The organism is Streptomyces sp. CNB091 (genome assembly GCF_000377965.1).
Genome location: NZ_KB898993.1, coordinates 119,548 through 142,304, shown reverse-complemented (window position 1 = coordinate 142,304; position 22,757 = coordinate 119,548). Strand labels below are relative to the sequence as shown.

Annotated in this window: 13 protein-coding genes; 6 read left to right on the top strand and 7 right to left on the bottom strand. The window is 72.2% G+C overall.

All coding sequences use genetic code 11. The features are described from left to right. Positions 1–21: 21 nt before the first annotated feature. The 7 genes from D581_RS1000000139490 to D581_RS0108775 all read right to left on the bottom strand — a co-directional run bounded on the left by D581_RS1000000139490 (position 22) and on the right by D581_RS0108775 (position 13,166). Complete coding sequence (locus D581_RS1000000139490) at positions 22–3,306, bottom strand: SAV_2336 N-terminal domain-related protein (RefSeq protein ID WP_486585822.1); 3,285 nt, start codon at positions 3,304–3,306, stop codon at positions 22–24. Positions 3,307–3,328: 22 nt separating this feature from the next. Then, the gene (locus D581_RS0108805; protein ID WP_018956874.1) at positions 3,329–4,297 is read right to left on the bottom strand and encodes an AAA family ATPase; all 969 of its coding nucleotides are present in this window, start codon (positions 4,295–4,297) and stop codon (positions 3,329–3,331) included. Next, the gene (locus D581_RS0108800) at positions 4,294–6,327 is read right to left on the bottom strand and encodes a vWA-MoxR associated conflict system protein (protein ID WP_486585821.1); all 2,034 of its coding nucleotides are present in this window, start codon (positions 6,325–6,327) and stop codon (positions 4,294–4,296) included. The genes D581_RS0108805 and D581_RS0108800 overlap by 4 nt, the downstream gene beginning before the upstream one ends. Before the next feature lie 26 nt (positions 6,328–6,353). Continuing rightward, the gene (locus D581_RS0108795; protein ID WP_018956872.1) at positions 6,354–7,325 is read right to left on the bottom strand and encodes a hypothetical protein; all 972 of its coding nucleotides are present in this window, start codon (positions 7,323–7,325) and stop codon (positions 6,354–6,356) included. A gap of 643 nt (positions 7,326–7,968) precedes the next feature. After that, complete coding sequence (locus D581_RS0108785) at positions 7,969–8,958, bottom strand: amidinotransferase (protein WP_018956870.1); 990 nt, start codon at positions 8,956–8,958, stop codon at positions 7,969–7,971. Continuing rightward, a complete protein-coding gene (locus tag D581_RS0108780; RefSeq protein WP_018956869.1) occupies positions 8,955–10,277 on the bottom strand; it encodes a carboxylesterase family protein in 1,323 nt (440 codons plus the stop codon). The genes D581_RS0108785 and D581_RS0108780 overlap by 4 nt, the downstream gene beginning before the upstream one ends. A gap of 375 nt (positions 10,278–10,652) precedes the next feature. After that, positions 10,653–13,166, bottom strand: a complete 2,514-nt coding sequence (locus D581_RS0108775; protein ID WP_078625710.1) for a GTPase-associated protein 1-related protein — start codon at positions 13,164–13,166, stop codon at positions 10,653–10,655. A gap of 492 nt (positions 13,167–13,658) precedes the next feature. Between D581_RS0108775 and D581_RS0108770 the strand changes: the two genes are divergently transcribed. The 6 genes from D581_RS0108770 (at position 13,659) to D581_RS0108745 (ending at position 22,753) form a co-directional block, all read left to right on the top strand. Further along, on the top strand, positions 13,659–14,438 hold the full coding sequence (locus D581_RS0108770; protein ID WP_018956867.1) for a hypothetical protein: 780 nt from the start codon (positions 13,659–13,661) through the stop codon (positions 14,436–14,438). 8 nt (positions 14,439–14,446) lie between these two features. Beyond that, positions 14,447–16,630, top strand: a complete 2,184-nt coding sequence (locus tag D581_RS0108765) for a bifunctional serine/threonine-protein kinase/ABC transporter substrate-binding protein (RefSeq protein ID WP_018956866.1) — start codon at positions 14,447–14,449, stop codon at positions 16,628–16,630. 1 nt (position 16,631) lies between these two features. Beyond that, positions 16,632–19,085: a bifunctional serine/threonine-protein kinase/ABC transporter substrate-binding protein gene (locus D581_RS0108760; protein ID WP_018956865.1), complete on the top strand. Its 2,454-nt coding sequence runs from the start codon at positions 16,632–16,634 to the stop codon at positions 19,083–19,085. A gap of 361 nt (positions 19,086–19,446) precedes the next feature. Continuing rightward, positions 19,447–20,475, top strand: coding sequence for an L-threonine 3-dehydrogenase (gene tdh / locus D581_RS0108755; RefSeq protein WP_018956864.1), 1,029 nt, complete (start codon positions 19,447–19,449; stop codon positions 20,473–20,475). A 108-nt stretch (positions 20,476–20,583) separates the two neighbouring features. After that, on the top strand, positions 20,584–21,783 hold the full coding sequence (locus D581_RS0108750) for a glycine C-acetyltransferase (RefSeq protein WP_018956863.1): 1,200 nt from the start codon (positions 20,584–20,586) through the stop codon (positions 21,781–21,783). 46 nt (positions 21,784–21,829) lie between these two features. Continuing rightward, the gene (locus D581_RS0108745; RefSeq protein WP_018956862.1) at positions 21,830–22,753 is read left to right on the top strand and encodes a LysR family transcriptional regulator; all 924 of its coding nucleotides are present in this window, start codon (positions 21,830–21,832) and stop codon (positions 22,751–22,753) included. The last annotated feature ends 4 nt before the right edge of the window (positions 22,754–22,757 follow it).

Sequence of the window (22,757 nt, the reverse complement as noted above, 5' to 3'; positions counted from 1 at the left end):
ACCTGGTGACCGTTGCAGCTGTCAACGGAGAGACTCCGGATTCTGACGGAATGAGGTGTGGTCACGGCGGACGAAGTCCTCGGCGATGAGCGCCGCAAGGTCGAAGTACGCCTCGCGCGTCTTGGGGTGCAGCATGTCGAGGTCGATCTCCGCGCCGGGGGACAGGTGCTCGTCGAACGGCACGACCACCACGCCGCGGCAGCGGGTCCGGAAGTGCGCCACGATATCGTCTACCTTGATCATTTTCCCGGACTCGCGCACCTCGGAGATGACCGTCACCGAACGCTGCACCAGCTCCGTGTAGTCGTGCGCCGACAGCCAGTCGAGGGCCGTCGACGCACTGCTTGCACCGTCCACTGACGGTGTGGCGATGATGACGAGTTGGTCGGCGAGGTCCAGCACACCACGCATGGCGCTGGCGAGCAGACCGGTGCCTGCGTCGGTGAGGATGACCGGATACTGCCTGCCCAGCACGTCGATCGCGCGCCGGTAGTCCTCGTCGTTGAAGGTCGTGGAGACCGCGGGGTCCACGTCGTTGGCGATGATCTCCAGACCGGAAGGCGTCTGCGAGGTGAACCGCCGGATGTCCATGTACGAGTTGAGGTACGGGATCGCCCTCACCAGGTCGCCGATCGTCGCCCCGGTCTCCCGGCGAGCCCGGCGCCCGAGCATGCCGGAATCCAGGTTGGCATCGATCGCCAGGACCTTGTCCTGTCGCTCCGTGGCGAGGGTCGAGCCGAGCACGGTGGTCGTGGTGGTCTTGCCGACACCGCCCATCAGCGAGATGACCGCGATCCGGTAGCAGGACTGGAGTGGCGTGCGGATCAGGCTGAGCTTGCGCTGTCGTTCGGCGACCTCGTGCATGGTGACGCGATAACGGACGCGCCCGGAGACCTCACCGGTGAGTATCAGTACGCCCTCCTGTTCCAGGAAGTCGAACAGTGAGCGAAGGACACTCTTCCACAGCGTGGGCGGGATCTGATCCGCTTCGAAGGCGTGACGCAATTCGTCGCTGGTGACTTCGCCTCTGGGCTTGACCTCCTCGACCAACCTCAGAACAGCCGTGTATGCCTCCAACTCGGGTGGCGGCGGGCCGGGCGGGGCAGAAGGCGCGGCGTCAGGGGCATCAGGCTCTAAGGACGGCGGGGGCCCTTCCTGCCTGATGTATCCGCGTTGGAGAAGCACCTCCAGGGCTCGCCCCACCGTCTGGCGGGAGACATCAAACTGCCTGGCGAGGGCGATCTGCGAGGGCAATCGGTCTCCGTCGGCGAAGGTGCCGTCCTCGAACGCGCCGAGAAGGATGTCGACGAAGCCTTCGATTGCGGTCGCCGCCGCGACGGCTGGCTCGGCGTCCGCCGCGTCATGCAAGTCGATTCCTTTCCTTCTTAGGAGTTCGACAAGCGCGCGCAAGGTTTCCTTCCGCCGCGTTACCGGGATCCCATCCTGCTCGAACGCGCGGCGGGCGTCGGCTCCCCGTACGCTTCCTGTGGTCCGGCCCTGTGCGATCAGTTCTGTCAGGTGCTGGTGCGGGAGCAGGTCGACCGGAAAAAGTTCGTCCCGGCCGGGCGCCGCCGTGACGAGCGCCGGTGCACCACGGTGCCCGGAGACGTAGCCCATGGACGCCAGGCGCGCCAGTGCGCCGCGCACGGTTGAGCGGGACACCGAGAACCGCTCGGCGAGTGCCCGCTGCGTAGGAAGTCGGGTGCCGATGGGAAGGGCGCCGTCGCGGATCTCGGCCATGAGTACGTCCGCGATGTCGAGGGAGTCCCGGAGCCGGGGTACCTGGGCCGCGTCCTGCGTAATGGACGCGGCGTATCCGAACGGCTCGCTGTGGGCTGCGAACTCGTAAGGCGACGACGGGTCGTGCAGCACGGCCGGGATGCCGTCAGGTGCGTACGGGTGCGCCGCGAGGTGGTGGCTAAGGGCGAGTCGGGCCTGACGGCCGTCGTAGGTGGTGGCCTCGTCGCGCAGTCGCTCGCGGGCCCCGGGGCGAAGCACCATGACCGGCTCGTTGCTGTTCGTGTGGGTGACGGTGAGCAGGCCGCTGATGAGAAATTCGGCCAGGTCGACCGTGCCGGCCTCGGGGGCCGCCTGGTCGCGGAGAGCGTGCAGGAGCGGCACAGTGACTGCGGGCAGTTCCGAGCAGAGGACGGCAAGCTGTACGGCAGCTGCAGGGGCCGTGCGGAGGAAGGCGTCGGCGAGAACGGATGAGTCCGCAGGCTCCGGGCGGGAGAAGGACTCAGCACGGCTGGCTGCGGAGTGCGGGTGTCGTCCTGCTACGGGAATGAGGAGGGCGTCGCAACCGTTTGGGTCCGGCCGCATCAAGGCGCGCGCCCAGGTACCCAAAGACCGTGCGGTGCATGACACGACCGGCAGAGGCGTCCACGCGCTGCTGTCGACCGGATGCTCCTGGTGCAGGCGCGGCGGCCTGCGGTAGCGCAGCAGCCCGTTGCGTTCGCCAGCTTCCGTGGCTGTGACCCGGACGGCGGGCCACGTGAGCGCGGATCGCCGCCACAGGCGTCGGGGCAGTGGATTGACGAGGCTGAGGGGGACGTGGCGGCTCCATTCGGCCAGCAGTCTCCATGCATCAGCGCTCCGCCAGCCGGGGGTTGCACAGTCGGAGAAGACGAGGACCAGTCGCCGGCCGCTGCATCCACTTCCGTAGTGTGGGACGCGGTCTGCGGCGACGGCGTCCCCCAGTGGAGTGCGGATGCGGGGCTGTTCGCCTTCCCACACCAACTGCCACTCATGTACGGCTCGGAACACGCCGAGATGGCGCGTGAGCCTCGTCAGGGACCGGGCGGTCTCGTTCCAGACCTGCATGGACACCGACGTGTCCCGCACGATGACGACCTCGAACCACTTCTCCGGCGCGGGAGCGAAGAGGGGCACCAGCGGCCCGCCTCCGGCGTAGTGGTCAGCCGTCGCGTCGATGTCGAGTCGCGTGAGGCTTCCCTTGAGCCAGGGCCGTTGGAACGGCTGGAGCGACCGGCCGATCGTCAGCGCGTGCGGGAGGGCTGGAGAGCGGCCTATGGACAGCGGTTCGCCGCGGATATGGGCGTCTGCGCCAGGGTGGCGCGCTGACACCCCCCTGCCTGGGGGGTCGTCGGCACGTGGTAGCGGTACGGGTGAGTCCTGGCTGAAGGGGGCAGAAGCCGCTGGTGCCGGGGGCGTGCGGCGGAAGTGTGACGGAGCGACGTCGCCCGCGGGCGGGATGTGGGCGGCGGAGCTCTGGGCGGCAGCCAGCCAGATGGCGTCGGCGAGAGTCCGGGCGTCCGTGCCGGGCGGTAGGGATGCGGCCAGCACGTCGAGGAGCCTGCTGAGGGGACTAGGCACGGGAGAGTTCACGGGTGAGCATCTCGCGCAGGCTCTCCCGCTGCTCACCTTGGAGCCCTTGGTTGCCACCCAACAGGGCCACGACGTTGAGTAGTTGGTCTATAGCGAGGTGGTTTCCGCTCGCCACGCGGTCTGCGAACTCCTGGATGAGCTGCTCACTGTCCTCGGTGAGTTCGCCCTTGAAGTGAGCCTGAACGATGCTCCGAAGCAGTGGTGGGGTCATTTGAGGCATGGTGTAGCGGATACAACGGCGCAGGAACGGTGGCGGGAACTCCCGCTCTCCGTTGCTGGTGAGCACGATGAAGGGAAACTGGGAGCACTGCACTCTGCCGTTCTCGACGGTACGGGTGGCCGTGCTGTCCCAGGTCCGGACGTCCACCTGCTGACGCCGGTACCGCACGAGTTCGGGGATCTCGTACTCTCCCCGCTCCAGTACCTCCAGAAGGTCGCTGGGAAGATCCATGTCGCTCTTGTCGATTTCGTCGATGAGCAGTGCGCGGGGCCGTTCCGACGGCAGCAGGGCTGTTCCGAGCGGCCCGAGCTGCAGGAAGGGGGCGATGTCGTCGCGGCTGCGCGGACCGCCCTGGCGGCCCGCCTTGGTCGTCCGGCGCGGACCGGCGCTGCTGCGCAGGTTCTGAGCGTGGATACGGCCGAGAGCGTCGTAGCGGTAGAGGGCTTCCGCGAGTGTGCTGCGGGAAGTGATGTGCCAGCGCAAGACCTTGCCGAGGCCAAGCTCGTGGGCGACCTGCTCGATCAGCGTGGACTTACCCGATCCGGCCGGTCCCGTGACCAGGAGCGGTCGGCGAACGTGGATCGCGGCGTTGACGGCGTCGATCAGGCCGTCGGGCGGCTGGTACTGATCGTGCTGTGCGGTCTGTGGGAACGTGCGCCAGGGCGGCGGGGCTGCCAGGGACACGTCCCTGTGGACGCCGTCGCCCTTGTAGTAGGGCTTCCAGGTCATGCTTCCTCCTTGGGTGCGCAAACCACTCGGTACTCGAAGGGCCGGCAAAATTCCAGCCATGCCTCGTCATGCCACACGGCACGGATGTCGCCGAGACACAAGGTGCAATGCTGATGTGCTGCCCATCGGTTCCGATAGGCGGCGGTCAGCCCGTACGGCAGCTGGTGCCATCGTTCCTGGATCAGCTCAGGCAGTCGCCCCTCCGCGAGGCGGGCGTCGCCGCGCGGCCACAGGACGATGGGGGCGAAGGGCAGGAGCAGCTCCAGGACGTCTCCGAGGTTGGGGGCCACGTGATCGATGCCTACAGCGGCGTCGTACTGTCCGGCGGACAGGCGGTACTCGAGCGTCGGGCGGTCGTGCAGGGCCGCGGGATCGACCCATTGCACCGGAGTCGTGGCGCGGGATGCCATCTTTCTCAAAGCCTTGCGGGCGGCGTCGTTGATATCCGCGTTGTCCTCGGCCTCGTCGAGACGGCCACTCCAGCGGGTCAGCACCGAGTAGCGCGCGCCGAGAAGGTAGCGGCCGACCTTCTCCTCCTCCGGATGCCAGCGTGCGAGCAGGGACGCTGGGGCCGCGATGTCGATGTGTTCGAGTAGTTCCGGGTTCGGCAACTCTCCACGGGCCCAGTGCAGTGCGTCCCCGATGGCCCGGGCCACACCGTGTGATCCGTCTGCCTCACACGGGAAGCGCTGATGCAGTGGGAGCTCTCCTCCCCGCACCAGCCACACGTCCAGTTCCTCCGGCCACTCGGTCCACGCGCCAGCAAGACTGATGACCAGGCGCAATGCCCTGCGCTGCCGGTCTTCCGCGAACTCGCCGTAAGCGTCGTTGACCTCGGTGAGCACGTCGCAGCGGCGGGCCCAGGCCTGCAGTCTCGGGTGGGTCTTGGGTAGTTCTGCCAGATGGAACAGCGCGGTGACGATCCGAGCCAGGCCCTTCCAGCGTGCCTCGCGGCGGCGCCGCGTGCGCAATGCGGCGTACTCCAGAAGGTCCCGCAGCGGCACGGCACCCTCCGCTTCGGCGGGGAAACCTGCAAGGCGTCGGGCGGAGCGGAGCAGATCCGTAGTCAATGAATCGGCAAGAACGTCCGTGAGGAACTCCTTGGTTGCCACCGCTTCCAGAAGGCTGGTCACCACGTCCTCGACACCGGCTCTGGCGGCCGGGTCGCGTTCGCCGTCCACGGGCTCGCAGTCGACGAAGGCACGCAGTTCACGCAGCGCGGCGGGTGTGACGTGTTCGAGGCGGCGGCCGGGTCCCCGCCACAGTTCCACGCTCTCAGCCAGATCCTGGATCCCCAGCGGGCCCACGGCCTGGTCGCGCCCGGTGTACGGGGTGTCCGCAGCGTTCCGGGCGAGCCAGAGCCCTTCCACAGGGAAGGGGTCCTGGTCGTACTCGGCCCGGCCGATGACCTGTCCGCTCACCTGGTCGCGAAGGGCGTCGGCCAGCTTCCTGTCGACGTACAGTGCGGGACCAGCTCCCACGATGCCGGCCCGCAAGGTCCTGGTCAGGGTGACACTGAGGCTCAAGTCGCGGGCGGGCTGATCGGCAGCGGCGGCGCTGAGAAGAGCGAGCCGAGAGCGGCCCGCTCGGACGCCACCTGCCAGCCTTCCGACGTCCGGCATCGCGCCGCCCGCGTGACAGGTGTCTACGAGGGCGATCAGTCCATCCAGGCCCGGCTCGTCGGCGGCCTCGGTGAGCAGGCGTCCGACGTCCACAGCGGACCGCGGGCTCTGGATGGTCGAGTCTCCAACCATGAAGTACAACTCGGAGCGCTGTGGCGGAGTGAAACCGTGGCCGAGTAGAGCCAGTACGAGAACAGCGCCGTGGGCCTTCGCCTCCCTCAGCGCTGCATCCACCGCCTGGCCGACTCTTTCGGGCGTCAGGTCGTCGCCGACCAGCAGGGAAGGGTGGTCTCCCGTGCGGGGCCGGCATCCTCCCAGCTGCGGGTCGGTCAGAGCGACATGGAGTTCTTGGGCCGCGGTGTCCAGTTGGGGAAGCGCGCCCATGGCCGTGCAGTGCGCTGCGATCACCTGCACATGCCGTACAGCCCCGGGTTTCACTGCTTCAGGGCCTCGACGATCGGCCCGGCCACCGCGGGCTGCCTCAAGTACTTGGTCGCGGTGTGCACCCAGATCCCGTCGGAATCCACCCGGTGCGACACCGGGAGGACCCCTTGGGAGTTGGGGAGCATCCAGTTGGTGATGCGCGGGCGGCAGACCACGATGTCGTCCCGGTCCCAGAAGTTCAGCCACCGCTCGACCGAGTGCGGCGTACGCGCCGGCCGTGGTTCCACACGTTGCAGTACCACTCCCGCCGTGGCCAGAGGAGATCCCAGGGTGACGAACAACTTCGTGCTCTGCGTCAGATGGTGGAGGCTCTCGTAGGCCACCACGGACCCGAGCGAGTGGGCCACGACCACCAGCGGCAGCTGCGGCCCCGGATCCACGGCTTCGAGAACACGCTTTCTGATAAGGGCGTTCAGCGTGGTACTTCCCGGCGGGCTTCCGGCGTGCTCAAGGTATCTGCCGACCTGGGCCAGCTGCCCCAGGAGGGAGGTGCCGCTCGCCCACTGTGCGGCGATCCGCAGTCCCGGGAGCTGCAGCAGGGTCGTGAGGATTCGGCCGAGGACCCGCACGGGCTCCAGTACGCCTTGAAGTGCGCGTGTGTCGTCGGGGAACTGGGCCCGAGCATCTTCGATCACGCGCATCGCCCGGCGGTCGCCCTGTTCCTGCGCCTGTGCGAAGAGGCCGTCGGTCAGCTCGGCAACCAGCGGGTTCAAGAACTCGAGCTGTTCCTCGTCCACGTCGGCTTCGCCCTGCTCACCTGGCGCACGAAACATGTCGCTGTAGTTGACGAACCGTGCGTCAGCCAGCCACTCCTGGGTGACACCGGAGACGGAATCGGAGTGACCGGCAGCCCGAGCGCCGCGGGCCAGTGCCTCAAGCCACTCGCGCCGCTCCTGATCGGCCTCCCGGACGCCGCCGATGCCGTGGACGAACACCAGCTGAGCCCTGCCGACTGCGGTCACCACGTGACTCCTCCGTCATGACTCGATGACCGACCTTCGATCATCCCCGGATCAACCTTAGTCAAGCCCGTGGCGCATCAACTTACAAATGACGTAGGCGACATGTGCGGCACGGTTCCTGGATCCCGAGCGGGGCTGTCTCGAAGGCACTCGACTGTCCCTACACGCGCGGCTCCTGGCATGTGGGCCCACCGCCGGGGTGCACACCAGCACGGTGCGGGCTGCGAGAGCGTCATGACCGGGCGGGGCAGTGTAGGTGAGGATGACGCACACCCTGGACAGCTCGCTGTGCGTGATCGCGCCCCCGGTCGTCCGCGAGCAGCCGCATGATCGCGGAGACCGTGGCGACCACGGCCCAGGAGTCGGAGCTGCTGGTCCGGAGAGAGCCAGCGATCGCCGCGTCGGCACCGCCCGCACCGTCGACAGCCTCGCCGCCCGGGCCTATCCCTCACAGCCCCCCGGGTCGAGCGCGCCCATGGCCCGCTCGACCGCGTCGGCCAGCTCGCCGAAGATCCACCTCTGCGACGGCCCGCCCGCCTCCGGCACGGGGACAGAACCCTCTTTGAGGGAGCGTTCTGTCCCGCGTTCGTCGCCGCCGGTCAGGGGGGCTCGCCGCTTGCCGAAACCGTAGGTCCTCTGCGGGTTACTCGGGGAGCTTGCGCACCAGGGGGTGGTGGGAGCAGCGGAAGCCGCCCGCGAAGGGGGTGACGGCGTCGTAGGGCAGGGTGTGGACGGTGACGTCGCGGGCGGTGAGTGCTTCGGCGAGGCCGGTGAGGCGTTCGTCGACGAGCACCTCGCCGGGGGCGAGGACCAGGCTGTTGCCGGCCAGGAGGTTGACGGCGTCATGGAGGCTGACGTCGATCAGTTCCCAGTCGGCCACCAGCGGGGGCAGCCCGTCGGTGAACTGCTCCCGGCAGACTACGGCGAGTCCTTCGCGGACGGTGCTGAGGCCGTCGTCGAGGTGGATCACCCGCTCCGAGAGGGGCACTTGGTGGACGCGGTAATCGTCCCCGAGAAGCCGTTCCAGCCACCGGGCGCCCGCCGCGTCGGACGCGGTCCTGCCGGTGCCGACGAGGATGTCACGGCCCATGGGCAGCACGTCTCCGCCCTCAAGGAAGGGCCCCACGGCCGTGGGGAGGTCCACCACCGGTACGGGAGCCGGCGGTGGCATGACCGAGCAGCGTGCCCCGCGTGCTTCCGCTTCCTCGATGACGGGGCGCAGGCCGAAGCGTTCCTTGAAGCGGGCCGGCAGGCGCAGCGCCGCTTCGATGACCCGGTCGCCGATGACGATCATCGGATCGCGCACGAAGGTCTGCATACTGAAGCCGCCGTCGTACACATCCAGTTCATCCTCGCTGAGTACACGTGGACGGTGCACCCTCACGCTGCGGGCGGTGAGGAAGCGCGCCAGTTCCTCGACCTGCTCGACGCAGCGTCCGTAGCCCTCCGGATCGGCCTCCGACCAGGGCTTTCCTGCCCATCGGGGCATATTCTGCCTCGTACGCTCGGGGAGGAAGCCCAAGGAGGCGGGAACTCCTGCGGCGAGCTCGGACGGGAAGGTGAAGTCGATGACCCGGCCCACCACTGTCTCCGTGAGCACGCCCCAGTCATGGGTGACGTGGGGGACGGTCACGAGACCGGCTCCTTGCCCTGGGCGGGCTGGGATGCCGACGGCGTCCCCTGTTCGGCGAGGCGGCGCCAGAAGTCGAGCCGGTGTCTCCCGGCATAGTCGACCGGCCCGACCTTGTCCGGCGCCAGGGACTGGGTGTGCGGTACGGCGTCCGCCGGGTCGAACGGGGACCACCCTGGAAGCCCTGGCCGGTTCGGTGTGCCGGTACGGGCGAACTGTGCCCAGTAGTCGGTCATGATGCCGGACAGACGTACCTGCGATGCGGTGAAGTGCTTCTGCGCGTCAGGGTCCTCGAAGATGTACGGCGTGTCGCCCGCGTGGTAGGCGCCGAAGTCGAAGGTTCCGGGGAGGGGGAGGTACATCGGGGCGTCCCGGTCGGCGAACTCGTAGGCGTACGTGGGGGCGCGGCGTCCGAAAGCGGTCGCCTGGGCGTAGGTGCCGAGGGCCCACATCCTGTCGGTCACCACGGTGGACCAGGCCAGGGCCGGCGAGGGGAAGGCGGTGACCGGGTAGCGCGCGGCCACGGTGTCCGCGTCCCGGCCGAAGGCGGTATCGAGAGCGGCGGCGTACTGGGCGGCGGTGAACGGGGAGCCGATCGCGTCGTGGGCCATCCCGACGAACAGGCGGTGCTCGTCCAGCGTGGCCCCCGACATCAGCGGGATCCGGGGGAAACGGCCTTGCTCCAGTACCGCCTCCGGCAGTTCCGGAAGCACCTCGTTGCCGTAGGCGAACGCCTGGAAGGCGTTCCCGATGTTCGGGACCTCCAGCAGCTTCTTCACCGGCAGCGCGCGCAGGCACCGCAGTGCCCGACGCGGGTCGGTGTCGGCGCAGCCCAGGGACGACGTCATCGCGACACCCGTGTCCCGCGACTCCCGGTCCGTGCGCCAGGCGTAGTGCGGATAGGCCGGCACGCCCTCTCCCATCGCCCCCGCCGGCATGTCCATCATTCCCTCGCCGCTGGCCAGGATGGCCCGGTGGAACAGTCCCCGCGCGTCAGGCGATGTGAGGTGGCCGCTGATGGCAGCGGCACCGAAGGAGGAACCGGCCACCGTCACGTTGCCGGGGTCACCGCCGAACGCGGCGGCATTGCGCCGGACCCACCGCAGCGCCGCCTGCTGATCCTGCAGAGCGAACGTCCCGGAGCCCTCCAGTCCCGGGTAGGCGAAGCCGCCGAAGACTCCGTCGCCGCTCCCGGCACCCGCCGGAGGCAGGGACTCGGTGGCCGTCGCGCCCACCATGAGGAGGGCCGCGCTCGTGAGGACCGCGCCTGCGAGGACCGCGCCTGTGAGGACTGCGAGGACCGCCGTGCGTTTCGCTGCCATGGCCAGTGGTCTCCTGTCGAGTGCCCCAGGAAGGGAATACCGGACATATTCACAGCGGAACAACAGGAAGTACGCGCACCTCGCCAGCACCCCGGATGCGTCCGGGTGAAAGGTCCCTCCCGAGCGCTTCGAACCGTCGGCGGGGAGCCGGTGCCGTGATCAGGAGAGGGCTTCGAGCGTGACCGATCTCATCCGTGCCGGAAGGCTGTTCCGGGTGGCCGGGAGTCGCTGTTCGACGGGCCCTGACCGCCGGACTTCCCGGCGGGTTCGGGGAACGTCTACTGACGACTCGTCGCCGCGCATGCGCAAGGGGAGGGCGGTGCCCACGATCATGACCGCCGCCCCCGCCGCCCCGGCCGGCTCATCCTCGCCGGCTCACCCCCGCCGCACCCGCCCCGCGATCCGGCGGCCCAGCCGGCCCAGGGCGCTGACCCGGTTCCAGTCGCGGAAGGCGTCGGCCCGGCCGCTGCTGCCCGTGCGGCCCACCGTCTCCTCGACCTCCGCCACGGCCTCGGCCGGCATGCCGCGTACGGCGGGGCGCAGGACGTCGTCGAGGAGGGCTGCGGCCACCGGGGGCCAGGTGCGGCCCGCGTGCGGGTGGGCGGTCCAGACGGTGAAGCAGTCCGCCGCGTAGGCGGGCTGGGTGCGCAGCCGCGCCCGTACGGTCTCCGTCCGGGCGGCCCGGTCGTACGCGGCGATCAGCTCGGCGTCGTCGCCGTGGACGAAGTCGTACAGCTCCGCCCCCGGGCGGTCCGGGGCCAGCAGCCGTTCGACCAGGGCGGCGTACGCCCGCTCCCGGAGCGCCGGTTCGACCGGCTCCGCCTGGGCGCACAGCGTGCGGACCCGCTCCGCCCAGCCGGGTTCCGGGGCGCCCGTGCGCAGTTCGCGGACGAGGACCAGCAGGTGGAGTCCTGCCCGCTCCCGGCCGCCGATCTCCTCGGGGAAGCCGCGCAGCAGGTCGTGGGCGAGCCCGGCCGCCTCATCCGTGCCGACGGCGGACTTGCCACCGGCGGACGTGCCGGCGGTGGAGGCGCCACCGGCCGACGTCCCGGCGGCGGACGCCCCGAGCGCCGCGTCCACCAGGCGCGCCCACGTACCGGCCGCTCGGTGCGCGTCCGAGGTGGCCGCGTCCAGCAGCAGCCGGGCCTCCCCGACCGTCGGGGCCCGGTCCTCCCACACCAGGCCGGCCGCCGTGCGCAGGACCAGGGGCTCGGCGAAGGGGGAGAGGCCTGCCGCCCGCAGCACCCGGTGCCACACCGCCGCCCGGTCACCGCCCAGGGTCGCCATCGCCTCCGGCACCTCGGCGCACATCCGCAGATGCGGCAGCGCCTGCGTACCCGTGAACGGCAGCGTGACCCGCTCCAGGAACCGGGCCACCGCCCCGGGGTCCTCGGGCGCGACCCGGTCCAGCGCGCCGAGCAGCGCCGTCCGCACCTCGAACTGCTCGTCCAACAGCTCCAGCAGGGCAGGTGCGAAGCCCGGGGGGCCTCCGTGCGACGCCGAAGCCGCCGCCTCCGCCAGCAGAGCGGGCGCCAGCCGGTCCACGGCCCCCGGCAGCGACTCCCTGCCGTCCACGTCCAACAGCCGCGCCACCCGCAGCAGTTGCACCGTGCGCGCCACCGAGCGTGAACCGACCGTGTCGGCCAGCTCGGTCAGGATCTCCGGGCCCAGCCGCTTGGCGACCTCCGCCCCCTCAGGCCCGGCGAACGCCTCCCGGCGCGGCAGTTCCAGCGAGCCGTTGCCGCCCCGTACCGCCTCCGTGACCAGCATCGCCGCGAGCGGGGCGGTCACCGATGCCGGGCAACGGCCCTCCAGCGCGCCGAACAGCCGTCCGGCCGCGTCGAATTCGGGGCCCGTACGGTCGTCGACAGCGGGGGAGGTGAGGGCCTCCACCAACTGGCCCGTGCGCTTCGCGTCCAGCGCGTACGGGCGATCGGCGGCCCAACCGGCCGCTGCCGCACGCCCGTCCGGCCCCAGCTCGATCCCCGCACACAGCGCCGTCACGGCCAACGGGCCCGCCGCGAACGGCTCCCCGGGCAGCTCCCGCGCCTCACGGAACAGCTCCGGCGACCGGCTCCGCCAGACCCGCGCCGCCGTCGCCGCCCACGCGTCCGCCGGACCGCCGCCCGCCGGAGGCGACCCCGCGCACTCGTGCACCCGCAGGCCGGCCGCTCGTGCCGCTCCCGCGTCCTCGGGCCCCACCCCCACCACCCGCGACGTCGAACTCCCCGGCCGCCGGGTGTACGTGGTGAACGTCAGCCGCTCCGCACTCTCCCTCGGCAAGGTGACCGACGCGAGCCCCAGCCACCGGGCCACGTCCGCGCACTGCCGCTCCACCAGCACCACCGGCCTGCCGCCGGGCGCCTCCGCGTCGCTCGCCCGGCGCAGATCCGCCAGCACGGCCGCGAGCCAGGGGCCGCGCGAGACCGCGAAGTCGTCGAGGCCCTCGGAGACCGCCGCCGGACCCGGCGGCAGCGTCAACGGGTCCGGTATCGTCCCGCCCGGAGTCACCGCCACCCAGTGCGGCGACCGCCACGCCTCTACCGGCAGCCGGTCGCCCGGCAGCGGAACCCCCGGCGGCAGATGCACCGCGTGCGCGTGGAACCGTACGCCCGGCCCCGCGTGGCCGCCCGCGTCCCGCACCGGCGCCGAACGCGCCACCAGCCGGCTGCCGTCGGACAGGACGAAGTAACCGAACGCCTGCGGCAACGCGCGCAGTTCACCGTCGGACGGCCGGTCGGGGACGCCCCCGGGAAGCTCGTAGCGCACCAAGGGCTCGATCTCCGCCAGCAGAGCACCCGACACTCCGGGACCGACCGCCGTGAACCGGCCGGCCGTTCCCTCGTCCCCCGGCGCGGCGGAGGTGTAGTGCACCTGTGCAAGGCTCATCTGTCGGCCCTTTTCGTCCTGCCGCGCCCGATCCCCGTGCCCACCCCGTACGGCTGGGGTCGGGGGAATGAAGTCCGCAGCCGCGGGGGCGACGTTATCAAGGACGGGGACGGAATCCCCTACGCTGCGTCAGGCGCTGCCCCGAGGGACGCCGCAGTCTCCCACCCCTCCGGTTCGAGTACGTGACCCTGGCGATGAACGCCTGGGGCGGCGTCCAGGCGGTGGTGGCCGGCGGCCGGACCGACCGCAGTGGCCGCCTGGTGCTGACGTCCTGCGCTCATCGGCGCCTTCCCGGCGGAGACCCGCCCGGGGGGCGGACCCGGCACCCCAGGGGCGCCGCGCGTGTCCCGACGAGGTAACAGTCCCTCATCGGCACCCGTCTGCCACGCCGGACGATCCTATGATCGACGCGGTGTCGAGGAGGAACGGGGAAACGCTGTGACCTGTTACGTGCCGTTAGGAGGGGGCCGGTACGCGCTGCCCCTGGCCCTGGTGACCGCGCTGCTCGCCGGCTGCTCCGGCGAGGCGGACGACCCGGGGGAAGCAGGGAATCGCGAGGCCTCGATGAGCGCGAGCGCGAGCGCGAGTCCGGACCCCGGCGGCGGCACCGGTGCCGGGCCGTCGCCCGCCCCGCTCGTACCCGACCCCGCCCGGCTCCCGAAGACCCCGGCCCAGGCGCGCGACCTCATCGGCCGCGTCATCGCCGGCCCCGACAGCTTCGGCCCCGGGGTGGTGAAGCGGAGCCCGTACGAGAGCGACCCCGCGACCTGGCCCGTGCTCGGCGAGGACTGTGTCTGGCAGCAGCGGAAGCCCGCGTACAGCGTCCTGGCCACCCTCACCCGGTCGTTCGAGCTGCCCGCCGAGGAGGGAAAGGGGCCGGTGCGCCTCGGCGCCGTCGTCACCGTGCACCGTACCCGCGAGGACGCCGCCTGGGAGATGGCGGAGTCGATCGAGGAGAGCATGCGCTGCCCCACCCAGCAACTGCGCAAGGGCGAGACGATCGGATCCATGGTCGCCGCGGGCCTCCTCGGCGGCGAGAGCGCCCAGAACACCTCCGAGGACTTCCTCAACGAGATGGGGGAGTACCGGAGCGCGGAACTGGGCGGGCCGCACCCCTACTCCTGGCAGCAGGCGCAGACCCTCCAGTTCACCGTCGCCGTGACCGGCAAGGGGGCGAAGGGGCGCACCGAGGACGAGATCGACGCCTTGGTCAACGAGGCGCACGGCGCCATGCTGTCCCGGCTCGAAAACGCCGTCGAGAAGCAGAGCTGAGGCCGGCGATGGACGACCTGCGACCCACTGATCCCGCCCGCATCGGCGGACACCGGCTCCTGGGCCGCCTCGGAGCGGGCGGCATGGGCGTCGTCTACCTCGGGCGCACCGACGCCGGCGCGCTCGCCGCGATCAAGGTGATCCTGCCCGAACTCGCGGGGGACGAGGACTTCCGGACCCGCTTCCGCCGCGAGACGGAGGCCGCCCGCCGGGTCGACAGTCCCTGGGCGGTGCCCGTCACCGGCGCCGACACCGAGGGCGAACGCCCGTGGCTCGCCACGGAGTTCGTTCCCGGGCCCACGCTCTCCGACGTCGTCGCCCGGCGCGGGCCGCTGCCCGTGCGCAGCGTCACCGTCCTCGGCCGGCTGCTCGCCCGCGCCCTCACCGCCGTGCACGGAGCCGGGCTCGTCCACCGCGACGTCAAACCCGGCAACGTCCTGCTGACGGCCGACGGCCCCCGGCTGATCGACTTCGGGATCGCCCGCGCCGTCGACGCCACCGCGCTGACCGCCACCGGACTCGTCGTCGGCACCCCCGGATTCCTCCCGCCCGAGCAGGCGTCCGGGAACACCGCGGGACCGGCCGGGGACCTCTTCTCGCTCGGCTGCCTGCTGGCGTACGCGGCCACCGGCCGGCCGCCGTTCGGCAGCGGAGCGGTCGACGCCCTGCTCTACCGGACCGTCCACGACGCGCCCGACCTCGACGGGATCGACGACGCCCACCTGCGCGCCGTCCTGGACCGGTGCCTCGCCAAGGACCCCGGTGAGCGTCCGTCCGCCGCCGACCTCGACTCCCTGATCGCCGAGGACGTACCGGCCGAACCCACCGCCGACTGGCTGCCCGAGGACGTCGTCCGGATCATCGCGGAGCGGTCCGCCGCCGTGCTGGCCCTGCCCAGCATCGACGCCACCGTCACCGAGAAGCCCGGCCCGCCGGAACCCGCCCCCGGCCGACGGCGGTTCCTGCTCCTCGCGGCGGGCGGGGCGGTGGCCCTCGGCGCGGGCGCCTTCGCCGCCGTACGCCTCACCGGCGACGAATCCGACGACGGCGGCGGGGACGGAGCTCCCGGCGCACGCCGCTGGATCATCGGCGTGCACGCCGACCTCACCGGCCCCCTGAGCACCGCCGGACGTGCCCAGGAACGGGGCGCCCGGCTCGCCGTCGACCGCTTCAACTCCCTCGACGACCAGCCGTTCCGGCTCGCCGTGAAAGTCCTCGACGACCAGGGGGATCCGGCCCGGTCCGCCCGTGTCGCCGAGGAGTTCGCCCGCGACCCGGAGGTCATCGCGGTCATCGGCCCCACGGGCGACGCGGCGGCCGGGGCGGCCCTGGCCGCGTACGACGAGGCGGTGCTGCCGGTCTTGACGGTGTCGGCCCTCCAGATCGCCTTCCCCGCCCGGGCCAACGGTTCCTTCTTCCAGGCCGCCCCCTCCTACGCCTCGCTCTGTTTCCCCATCGTCCACCGCCTCCTGCTGCGCCCCGACATCGAGCGGCTGGGCATCCTGATCGACCGGGCCGGCGGGCAGGCGTCCTACCAGGCGGGCTACGCGACGAACCTGATGGCGCCCAGCCTCACCACCGGCACCACCCACCCCCGGGTGGTGCCCGCCGGGACGACCGTCTTCGACCCGGTCGTCACCGACCTCCTCTCCCACCGGAGCGACGCCCTCTTCTACGCCGGTGACGCGGCCGGCGCCTCCCGGGTCGCCCGCATCCTGGCCGACCTCTCCTACACCGGGCCGCGCATGGCCCAGCACACCGTCATGGGGCCGGAGTTCCTGGAACAGGCGGGCGAGGCGGCCGACGGCTGGGAGTTCGTCGCACCGTTCACCGACGCGAGCGCCCCGGCCGCCGCGACGTTCGCCGCCGCCCACCGCAAGCGCTTCGGCGCGGCCCCCGCCGCCTGGTCGGCCGAGGCGTACGACGTCACGGGGCTCGTCGCCCGCGAACTGGCCGCTCTGACCGAGGCCGCGGCCAAGAAGGCGACGGCGAGCGCCACACCCTCCGGCGACGGCCGCCCCACCCGCTCCCAGCTCACCGCCGCGATCGCCGCCGCCCGGTACGAGGGGATCTCCCGCCCGTACGCGTTCGACGAGAAGCGTCAGCAACTCGTCGGCCAGGACGCCCACCTGTACCGGGTGGAGAAGGGCCGCCACCGCTATCTCGGCCCGGCCCCGAAGCCGAAGAGCTGACGTGCGGCCCCTCATCACCGAAGACCCCCGCACCGTCGGCCCGTACCGCACGCTCGTCCGCCTCGGCGCCGGCGGCATGGGGGTGGTCTACCTGGCGCGAACGGCGGGCGGGGCGCTCGCCGCCGTCAAGGTGATCCGGGCCGAGCACGCCGCCGATCCCGGCTTCCGGGCCCGCTTCCGGCGCGAGGCCGAGGCCGCCGCCCGGATCACCGGCCCGTGGGTGGTCCCGGTGCTCGGCGCGGACACCGAGGCCCGCGAGCCGTGGCTGGCGACCGCGTTCGTCCCCGGGCCCTCGCTGGCCGAGGTGGTGGGCGCAGGCGGCGCGCTGCCCACGTCCACCGTCCGGGCGCTCGGCAGCCGGCTCGCCGCGGCCCTCGTCGCGGTCCACGAGGCCGGGCTGATCCACCGCGACGTCAAACCCGGCAACGTGCTCCTCGCCCTCGACGGCCCCCGCCTCATCGACTTCGGGATCGCCCGCCACGAGGGCGCCACCGCACTCACCGCCACCGACGCGGTGATCGGCACGCCCGGCTACCTCGCCCCCGAACAGGCGTCGGCCGGGCCGGTGGGGCCGGCGTGCGACGTGTTCTCCCTCGGCTGCGTCCTGGTGTACGCGGCGACGGGCCGGCGGCCGTTCGGCGAGGGAGGCGCGGCCGGCGCGGCTGGTGTGCTGTTCCGTACGGTCCACGAGGAGCCGGACCTGGCGGGTGTGCCGCGCGAGTTGCTGCCCCTGATCACCGCCTGCCTGAGCAAGGACCCGGCCGCCCGGCCGTCGGCGAGCCGCGTCGGCGACGACCTGGAGGCGGCCGGGGCAGCCGACCGCGGCCGGCCGGGAAGGAGCCCGGGGCCGGTCCCGCTCCGGCCGCCGGACCCCCGTGCGGCCTGGGCTCCCCGGGCGGCTCCGGGCGGGACTCCGGGCACGGCCCGGGACGGGGCTTCCGAGGGCGGTGCGCGCGACGGAGCCTCCGGGGCGGCACCGGGGGTGGCTGCTGGGGCGGTGCCGGGCGGTGCTTTGGACGCGGCTGCTGGGGCCGTAGCGGGCGGTGCTTTGGACGCGGCTGTCGGGGCCGTACCGGGCGGGACTCCGGCCGTGGAGCCGGGCACCGCCCCGTCCCCGGAGTCCAGGTTCTCGTTGCCCGGGCTCTCCGCGCTGATCGCCGAACGTTCCGCGGCCGCCCTCGCGCTGCCGGACCCCGAGCCGCTGCCCGCCACCCTCGTCCCGGACGGGGACGAGGCGGCACCGTCGGCGGCGGGCCTCACGCGGCGGAGGCTCCTGATCGCCGGTGCCACCGGGGCCGTCGTGGTCACCGGCGGCTCCACCGCGGTGTGGCTCGCCGGGCGGCGGTCCGCCGGGGCCGCGTCGGGCTCCGGCACACCGCCCACGTACACGATCGGGCTCCACGCCGACCTCAGCGGACCCGGCCGCGCCGCCGGGCTGGCCCACCAGCGCGGCGTACGGCTCGCGGTCGCCGACCACAACGCCCGCGCCGACACGGCGTTCCGCCTCGCCCTGCGCACCGAGGACGACGCCGGGGACCCGCGCCGGGCCTTGCGGGCGGCCGACCGGCTGGGCGCCGACCCCGACGTCATCGCCGTGGTCGGGCCCACCGGCGCCGTACTGGCCGAGGACGTCGTCCAGCGGTACGGCGAGGCGCGGCTCGCCCTGGTCGTCGTCGCGGCAGGCTCCACCACGGCATCCGAAACGGCCGCCCACCTCTGCGTGACCCGCCCGTACGACCGCATGCTTGCCCCGGGCCTCGTCGGCTACGTCGTCCACGCCCGCTCCGCCGAGCGCGTCCTCCTCGTCCAGGACAGCGACAGCGACGGCACCGGCCTCGGCGGACAGCTGGGCAGCGCGATCCGCGACACCCCGCCGACCGACGCCACGCTCATCGAACACGCGCTCCCACGGGGCGACGCCGGCTTCGGCGCGGCCGCCCGCAAGGCCATGAGCAGCGGGGCGGACGCCGTGGTGTTCGCGAGCGGCGCCGCGACCCGGGCCGCCCGCCTGGCCACCGCGCTGGCGGGCGAGGGCTACACCGGCAGCAGGGCCGCCGCCGGACCCGCCCTCGGCCCCGCCTTCCTCGCGGGCGCGGGCGCCGCCGCCGAGGGCTGGGTCTTCGCCGAGGCGTACGCCGACCCCACGGCCCTCCCGTCGGCCAGGAAGTTCACCGCCGCCCACCGCGAACGCTTCGGCGCACCCCCGGGCACCTGGGCCGCCGAGGCGTACGACGCGGTCGGCCTGATCGCCCGCGCCGCCGGGACCACCAGCGCCTCGGGGGAGGTGCGCAGCGGCACCGCCCGGCGGCTCTTCCGTACCGAGCACCGGGGGATCGTGCGCCCGCTCGCCTTCCACCCGTCCACCCGCCAGGTGCTGCGGTACGAGAACGGGATCTTCCTCTACCGGGTCGAGAAGGGCCGCCCCCGCTTCCTGGGCCCGTTCGGCGACGTATAAGGGCTGTCCCGCGCAGGCCCGGAGACGGCAGCGGTCGGTGAAGCCGGGGCCAGGCGTGAAGATCTCCTGCGACCGCGCTTAAGAAATCCTCGATGGACCCGGGCCCCGTCGTACGGCAGATTTCTCCGTGACGGCCGAGGATGGCGCGTGGAGCCGTACGACGTGCAGCGGTATGTCGTGCAGCCGTACGTCGTGGAGTCGTATGTCGTGCAGCCGTACGTCGTGCTCCGTCCTGTCCCGCCGAGCCCCCGACACGACGTGGGGGCGCCCACCCGAAAACGACCCCGGGCCGCAGGGTTCTTCCGACATGCCCCGAGGCCCGGGGTATCCACTCGCGTACCGACGTCAGGGAGCCCCAGCCGTGAAGGCACTCGTCAAGCAGAAGGCCGAACCGGGACTGTGGCTGATGGACGTGCCGGAGCCGGAGTACGGCGCCACCGACGTCCTGATCAAGGTCCTGCGCACCGGCATCTGCGGCACCGACCTGCACATCCGCGCCTATGACGGCTGGGCCCAGCAGGCGGTCACCACCCCGCTGATCCTCGGCCACGAGTTCGCCGGAGAGGTCGCCGCGACCGGCTCCGACGTCGCGGACATCGCCGTCGGCGACCTGGTCAGCGGCGAGGGCCACCTCGTCTGCGGCAAGTGCCGCAACTGCCTCGCCGGCCGCCGCCACCTCTGCCGCTCCACCATCGGCCTCGGCGTCGGCCGGGACGGGGCGTTCGCCGAATACGTGGTCCTGCCCGCCTCCAACGTGTGGGTGCACCGGACCCCCGTCGACCTCGACATCGCGGCGATCTTCGACCCGTTCGGCAACGCCGTCCACACCGCGCTGTCCTTCCCGCTCGTCGGCGAGGACGTCCTGATCACCGGCGCCGGACCGATCGGCATCATGGCCGCTGCCGTCGCCAGGCACGCCGGGGCCCGCAACGTCGTCATCACCGACGTCAGCGAGGCCCGCCTCGCGCTGGCCCGCAAGGTCGGCGTCAGCCTCGCCCTCAACGTCGCGGACCGGACCATCGCCGACGGCCAGCGTGAGCTGGGCCTGCGTGAGGGCTTCGACATCGGCCTGGAGATGTCCGGCCGCCCCGAGGCGATGCGCGACATGGTCGCGAACATGACGCACGGCGGCCGTATCGCCATGCTCGGCCTGCCCGCCGAGGAGTTCCCCGTCGACTGGTCCCGCATCGTCACCTCGATGATCACCATCAAGGGGATCTACGGCCGCGAGATGTACGAGACCTGGTACGCCATGTCCGTCCTGCTGGAGGGCGGCCTCGACCTCGCCCCCGTGATCACCGGCCGGTACGGCTTCCGCGACTACGAAGCGGCCTTCGACGACGCCGCGAGCGGCCTCGGCGGCAAGGTCATCCTCGACTGGACCGCCTGACCGCCTGACCGCCTGACCGCCTGACCGCCTGACTGCGGGACGCGCCTGATCTCCGACCGCCCTTCGCCCTTGATCCCTTTGATCCCTTTGATCCCTTAAGGAATCCGCATGTTCGACTCCGTACGCGACGACCTGCGCACCACCCTCGACGAGATCCGCGCCGCCGGGCTGCACAAGCCCGAGCGCGTGATCGGCACCCCGCAGTCCGCGACCGTGGCCGTCACCTCCGGCGGGCGCGCGGGCGAGGTCCTCAACTTCTGCGCCAACAACTACCTGGGCCTCGCCGACCACCCCGAGGTCATCGCCGCCGCGCACGAGGCGCTGGACCGCTGGGGCTACGGGATGGCCTCGGTCCGCTTCATCTGCGGCACCCAGGAGGTCCACAAGGAGCTGGAGCAGCGGCTCTCGGCCTTCCTCGGCCAGGAGGACACGATCCTCTACTCCTCCTGCTTCGACGCCAACGGCGGCGTCTTCGAGACGCTGCTCGGCCCCGAGGACGCCGTCATCTCCGACGCCCTCAACCACGCCTCCATCATCGACGGCATCCGGCTCTCCAAGGCCCAGCGCCACCGCTACGCCAACCGCGACATGGCCGAACTGGAGACGCGCCTCAAGGAGGCGTCCGGGGCCCGCCGCCGCCTCATCGTCACCGACGGCGTCTTCTCCATGGACGGCTACGTCGCCCCCCTCCAGGAGATCTGCGACCTGGCCGACCGCTACGACGCCATGGTCATGGTCGACGACTCGCACGCCGTCGGCTTCGTCGGCCCCGGTGGACGGGGCACGCCCGAACTGCACGGCGTCATGGACCGGGTCGACATCATCACCGGCACCCTCGGCAAGGCGCTCGGTGGAGCCTCCGGCGGTTACGTCGCGGCCCGCGCGGAGATCGTCGCCCTCCTGCGCCAGCGCTCGCGCCCGTACCTCTTCTCCAACTCCCTCGCCCCGGTCATCGCCGCCGCCTCCCTCAAGGTCATCGACCTGCTGGAGTCCGCCGGCGACCTGCGCGAGCAGCTCAACGCCAACACCGCGCTCTTCCGCACCCGCATGACCGAGGAGGGCTTCGACGTCCTGCCCGGCGACCACGCCATCGCCCCCGTCATGATCGGGGACGCGGGCAAGGCCGGCCGGATGGCGGAACTGCTCCTGGAGCGCGGGGTGTACGTGATCGGCTTCTCCTACCCCGTCGTCCCGCAGGACGCGGCCCGGATCCGGGTCCAGCTCTCCGCCGCCCACTCCACGGCCGACGTCAACCGCGCCGTGGACGCGTTCGTCGACGCGCGGGCCGCCCTGGACGCGGAGGCGTAACCGCTCACCGGGTCGGGCACTCGTCGCTGCCTGGGACAATGGGCACATGATCGATGCGCGGCGGCTGCGAATCCTCCGTGCGGTGGCCGACCACCGCACGGTGACCGCGGCCGCCGCCGCGTTGTACCTGACGCCCTCCGCCGTCTCCCAGCAGCTCGCCGCCCTGGAGCAGGAGACCGGCCACCGCCTCGTCGAACGCGGTGCGCGAGGCGCCCGGCTCACCGCCGCCGGAGAGATCCTGCTGAGCCACACCAACGTGGTCCTGGCCCAGCTGGAGCGAGCGGAGGCGGAGCTCGCCGACTACAGCGCGGGCGTCGCCGGTACGGTCACGGTCGCCGCGTTCGCCACCGGTATCGGTCTCGTCCTCGCTCCCGCCCTCACCGAGTTGGCCCGCACCGCGCCCGGCATCCGGGTCAAGGTCCAGGACGCGGAGGGCGACGCGAGCGTGCCGATGGTGCTGGACCGGCAGGTCGACGTGGCGGTGGCCGTCGAATACCGGGGCGCGCCCGCCGAGGACGACCGCCGCCTGACGCGCGTCCCCCTGTACTCGGAGCCGTTCGACGCGGTGCTCCCGGTGAACCACCGCCTCGCGGACCAGGACCAGGTGGCGGTCGCCGACCTCGCGAAGGACGCGTGGATCGGGCCCTACCCGGGCAACCCCTGCCATGACGTGGTGGTCCTGGCCTGCGAGTTCGCCGGGTTCGCCCCCCGCCTCGAACACTCGTCGGACGACTTCCGCGCCGTGGTCGCCCTGGCCGGGGCCGACGCCGGGGTGGCCCTGGTGCCCCGGTCAGCGCTGCGCGGGATGGAGCTGGCCGGGGTGGTCGTCCGCCCCGTCGAGGGGAGCGCCCCCACCCGCCGCGTCTTCGCGGCCGTACGGCAGGGGGCCGAGGGCCATCCGCTGATCCGGCCGGTGCTGGACGCGATGGAGGCGGTGGCCGTACGGGAAGCGGGCCTGGCGCGGGTCTGAATCC

Coding starts and splice junctions, on each gene's coding strand:
- D581_RS0108765 (WP_018956866.1), top strand. CDS start 14,447: ATGGACGACCTGCGACCCACTGATCCCGCCCGCATCGGCGGACACCGG.
- D581_RS0108775 (WP_078625710.1), bottom strand. CDS start 13,166: ATGAGCCTTGCACAGGTGCACTACACCTCCGCCGCGCCGGGGGACGAG.
- D581_RS0108780 (WP_018956869.1), bottom strand. CDS start 10,277: ATGGCAGCGAAACGCACGGCGGTCCTCGCAGTCCTCACAGGCGCGGTC.
- D581_RS0108750 (WP_018956863.1), top strand. CDS start 20,584: ATGTTCGACTCCGTACGCGACGACCTGCGCACCACCCTCGACGAGATC.
- D581_RS0108745 (WP_018956862.1), top strand. CDS start 21,830: ATGATCGATGCGCGGCGGCTGCGAATCCTCCGTGCGGTGGCCGACCAC.
- D581_RS0108805 (WP_018956874.1), bottom strand. CDS start 4,297: ATGACCTGGAAGCCCTACTACAAGGGCGACGGCGTCCACAGGGACGTG.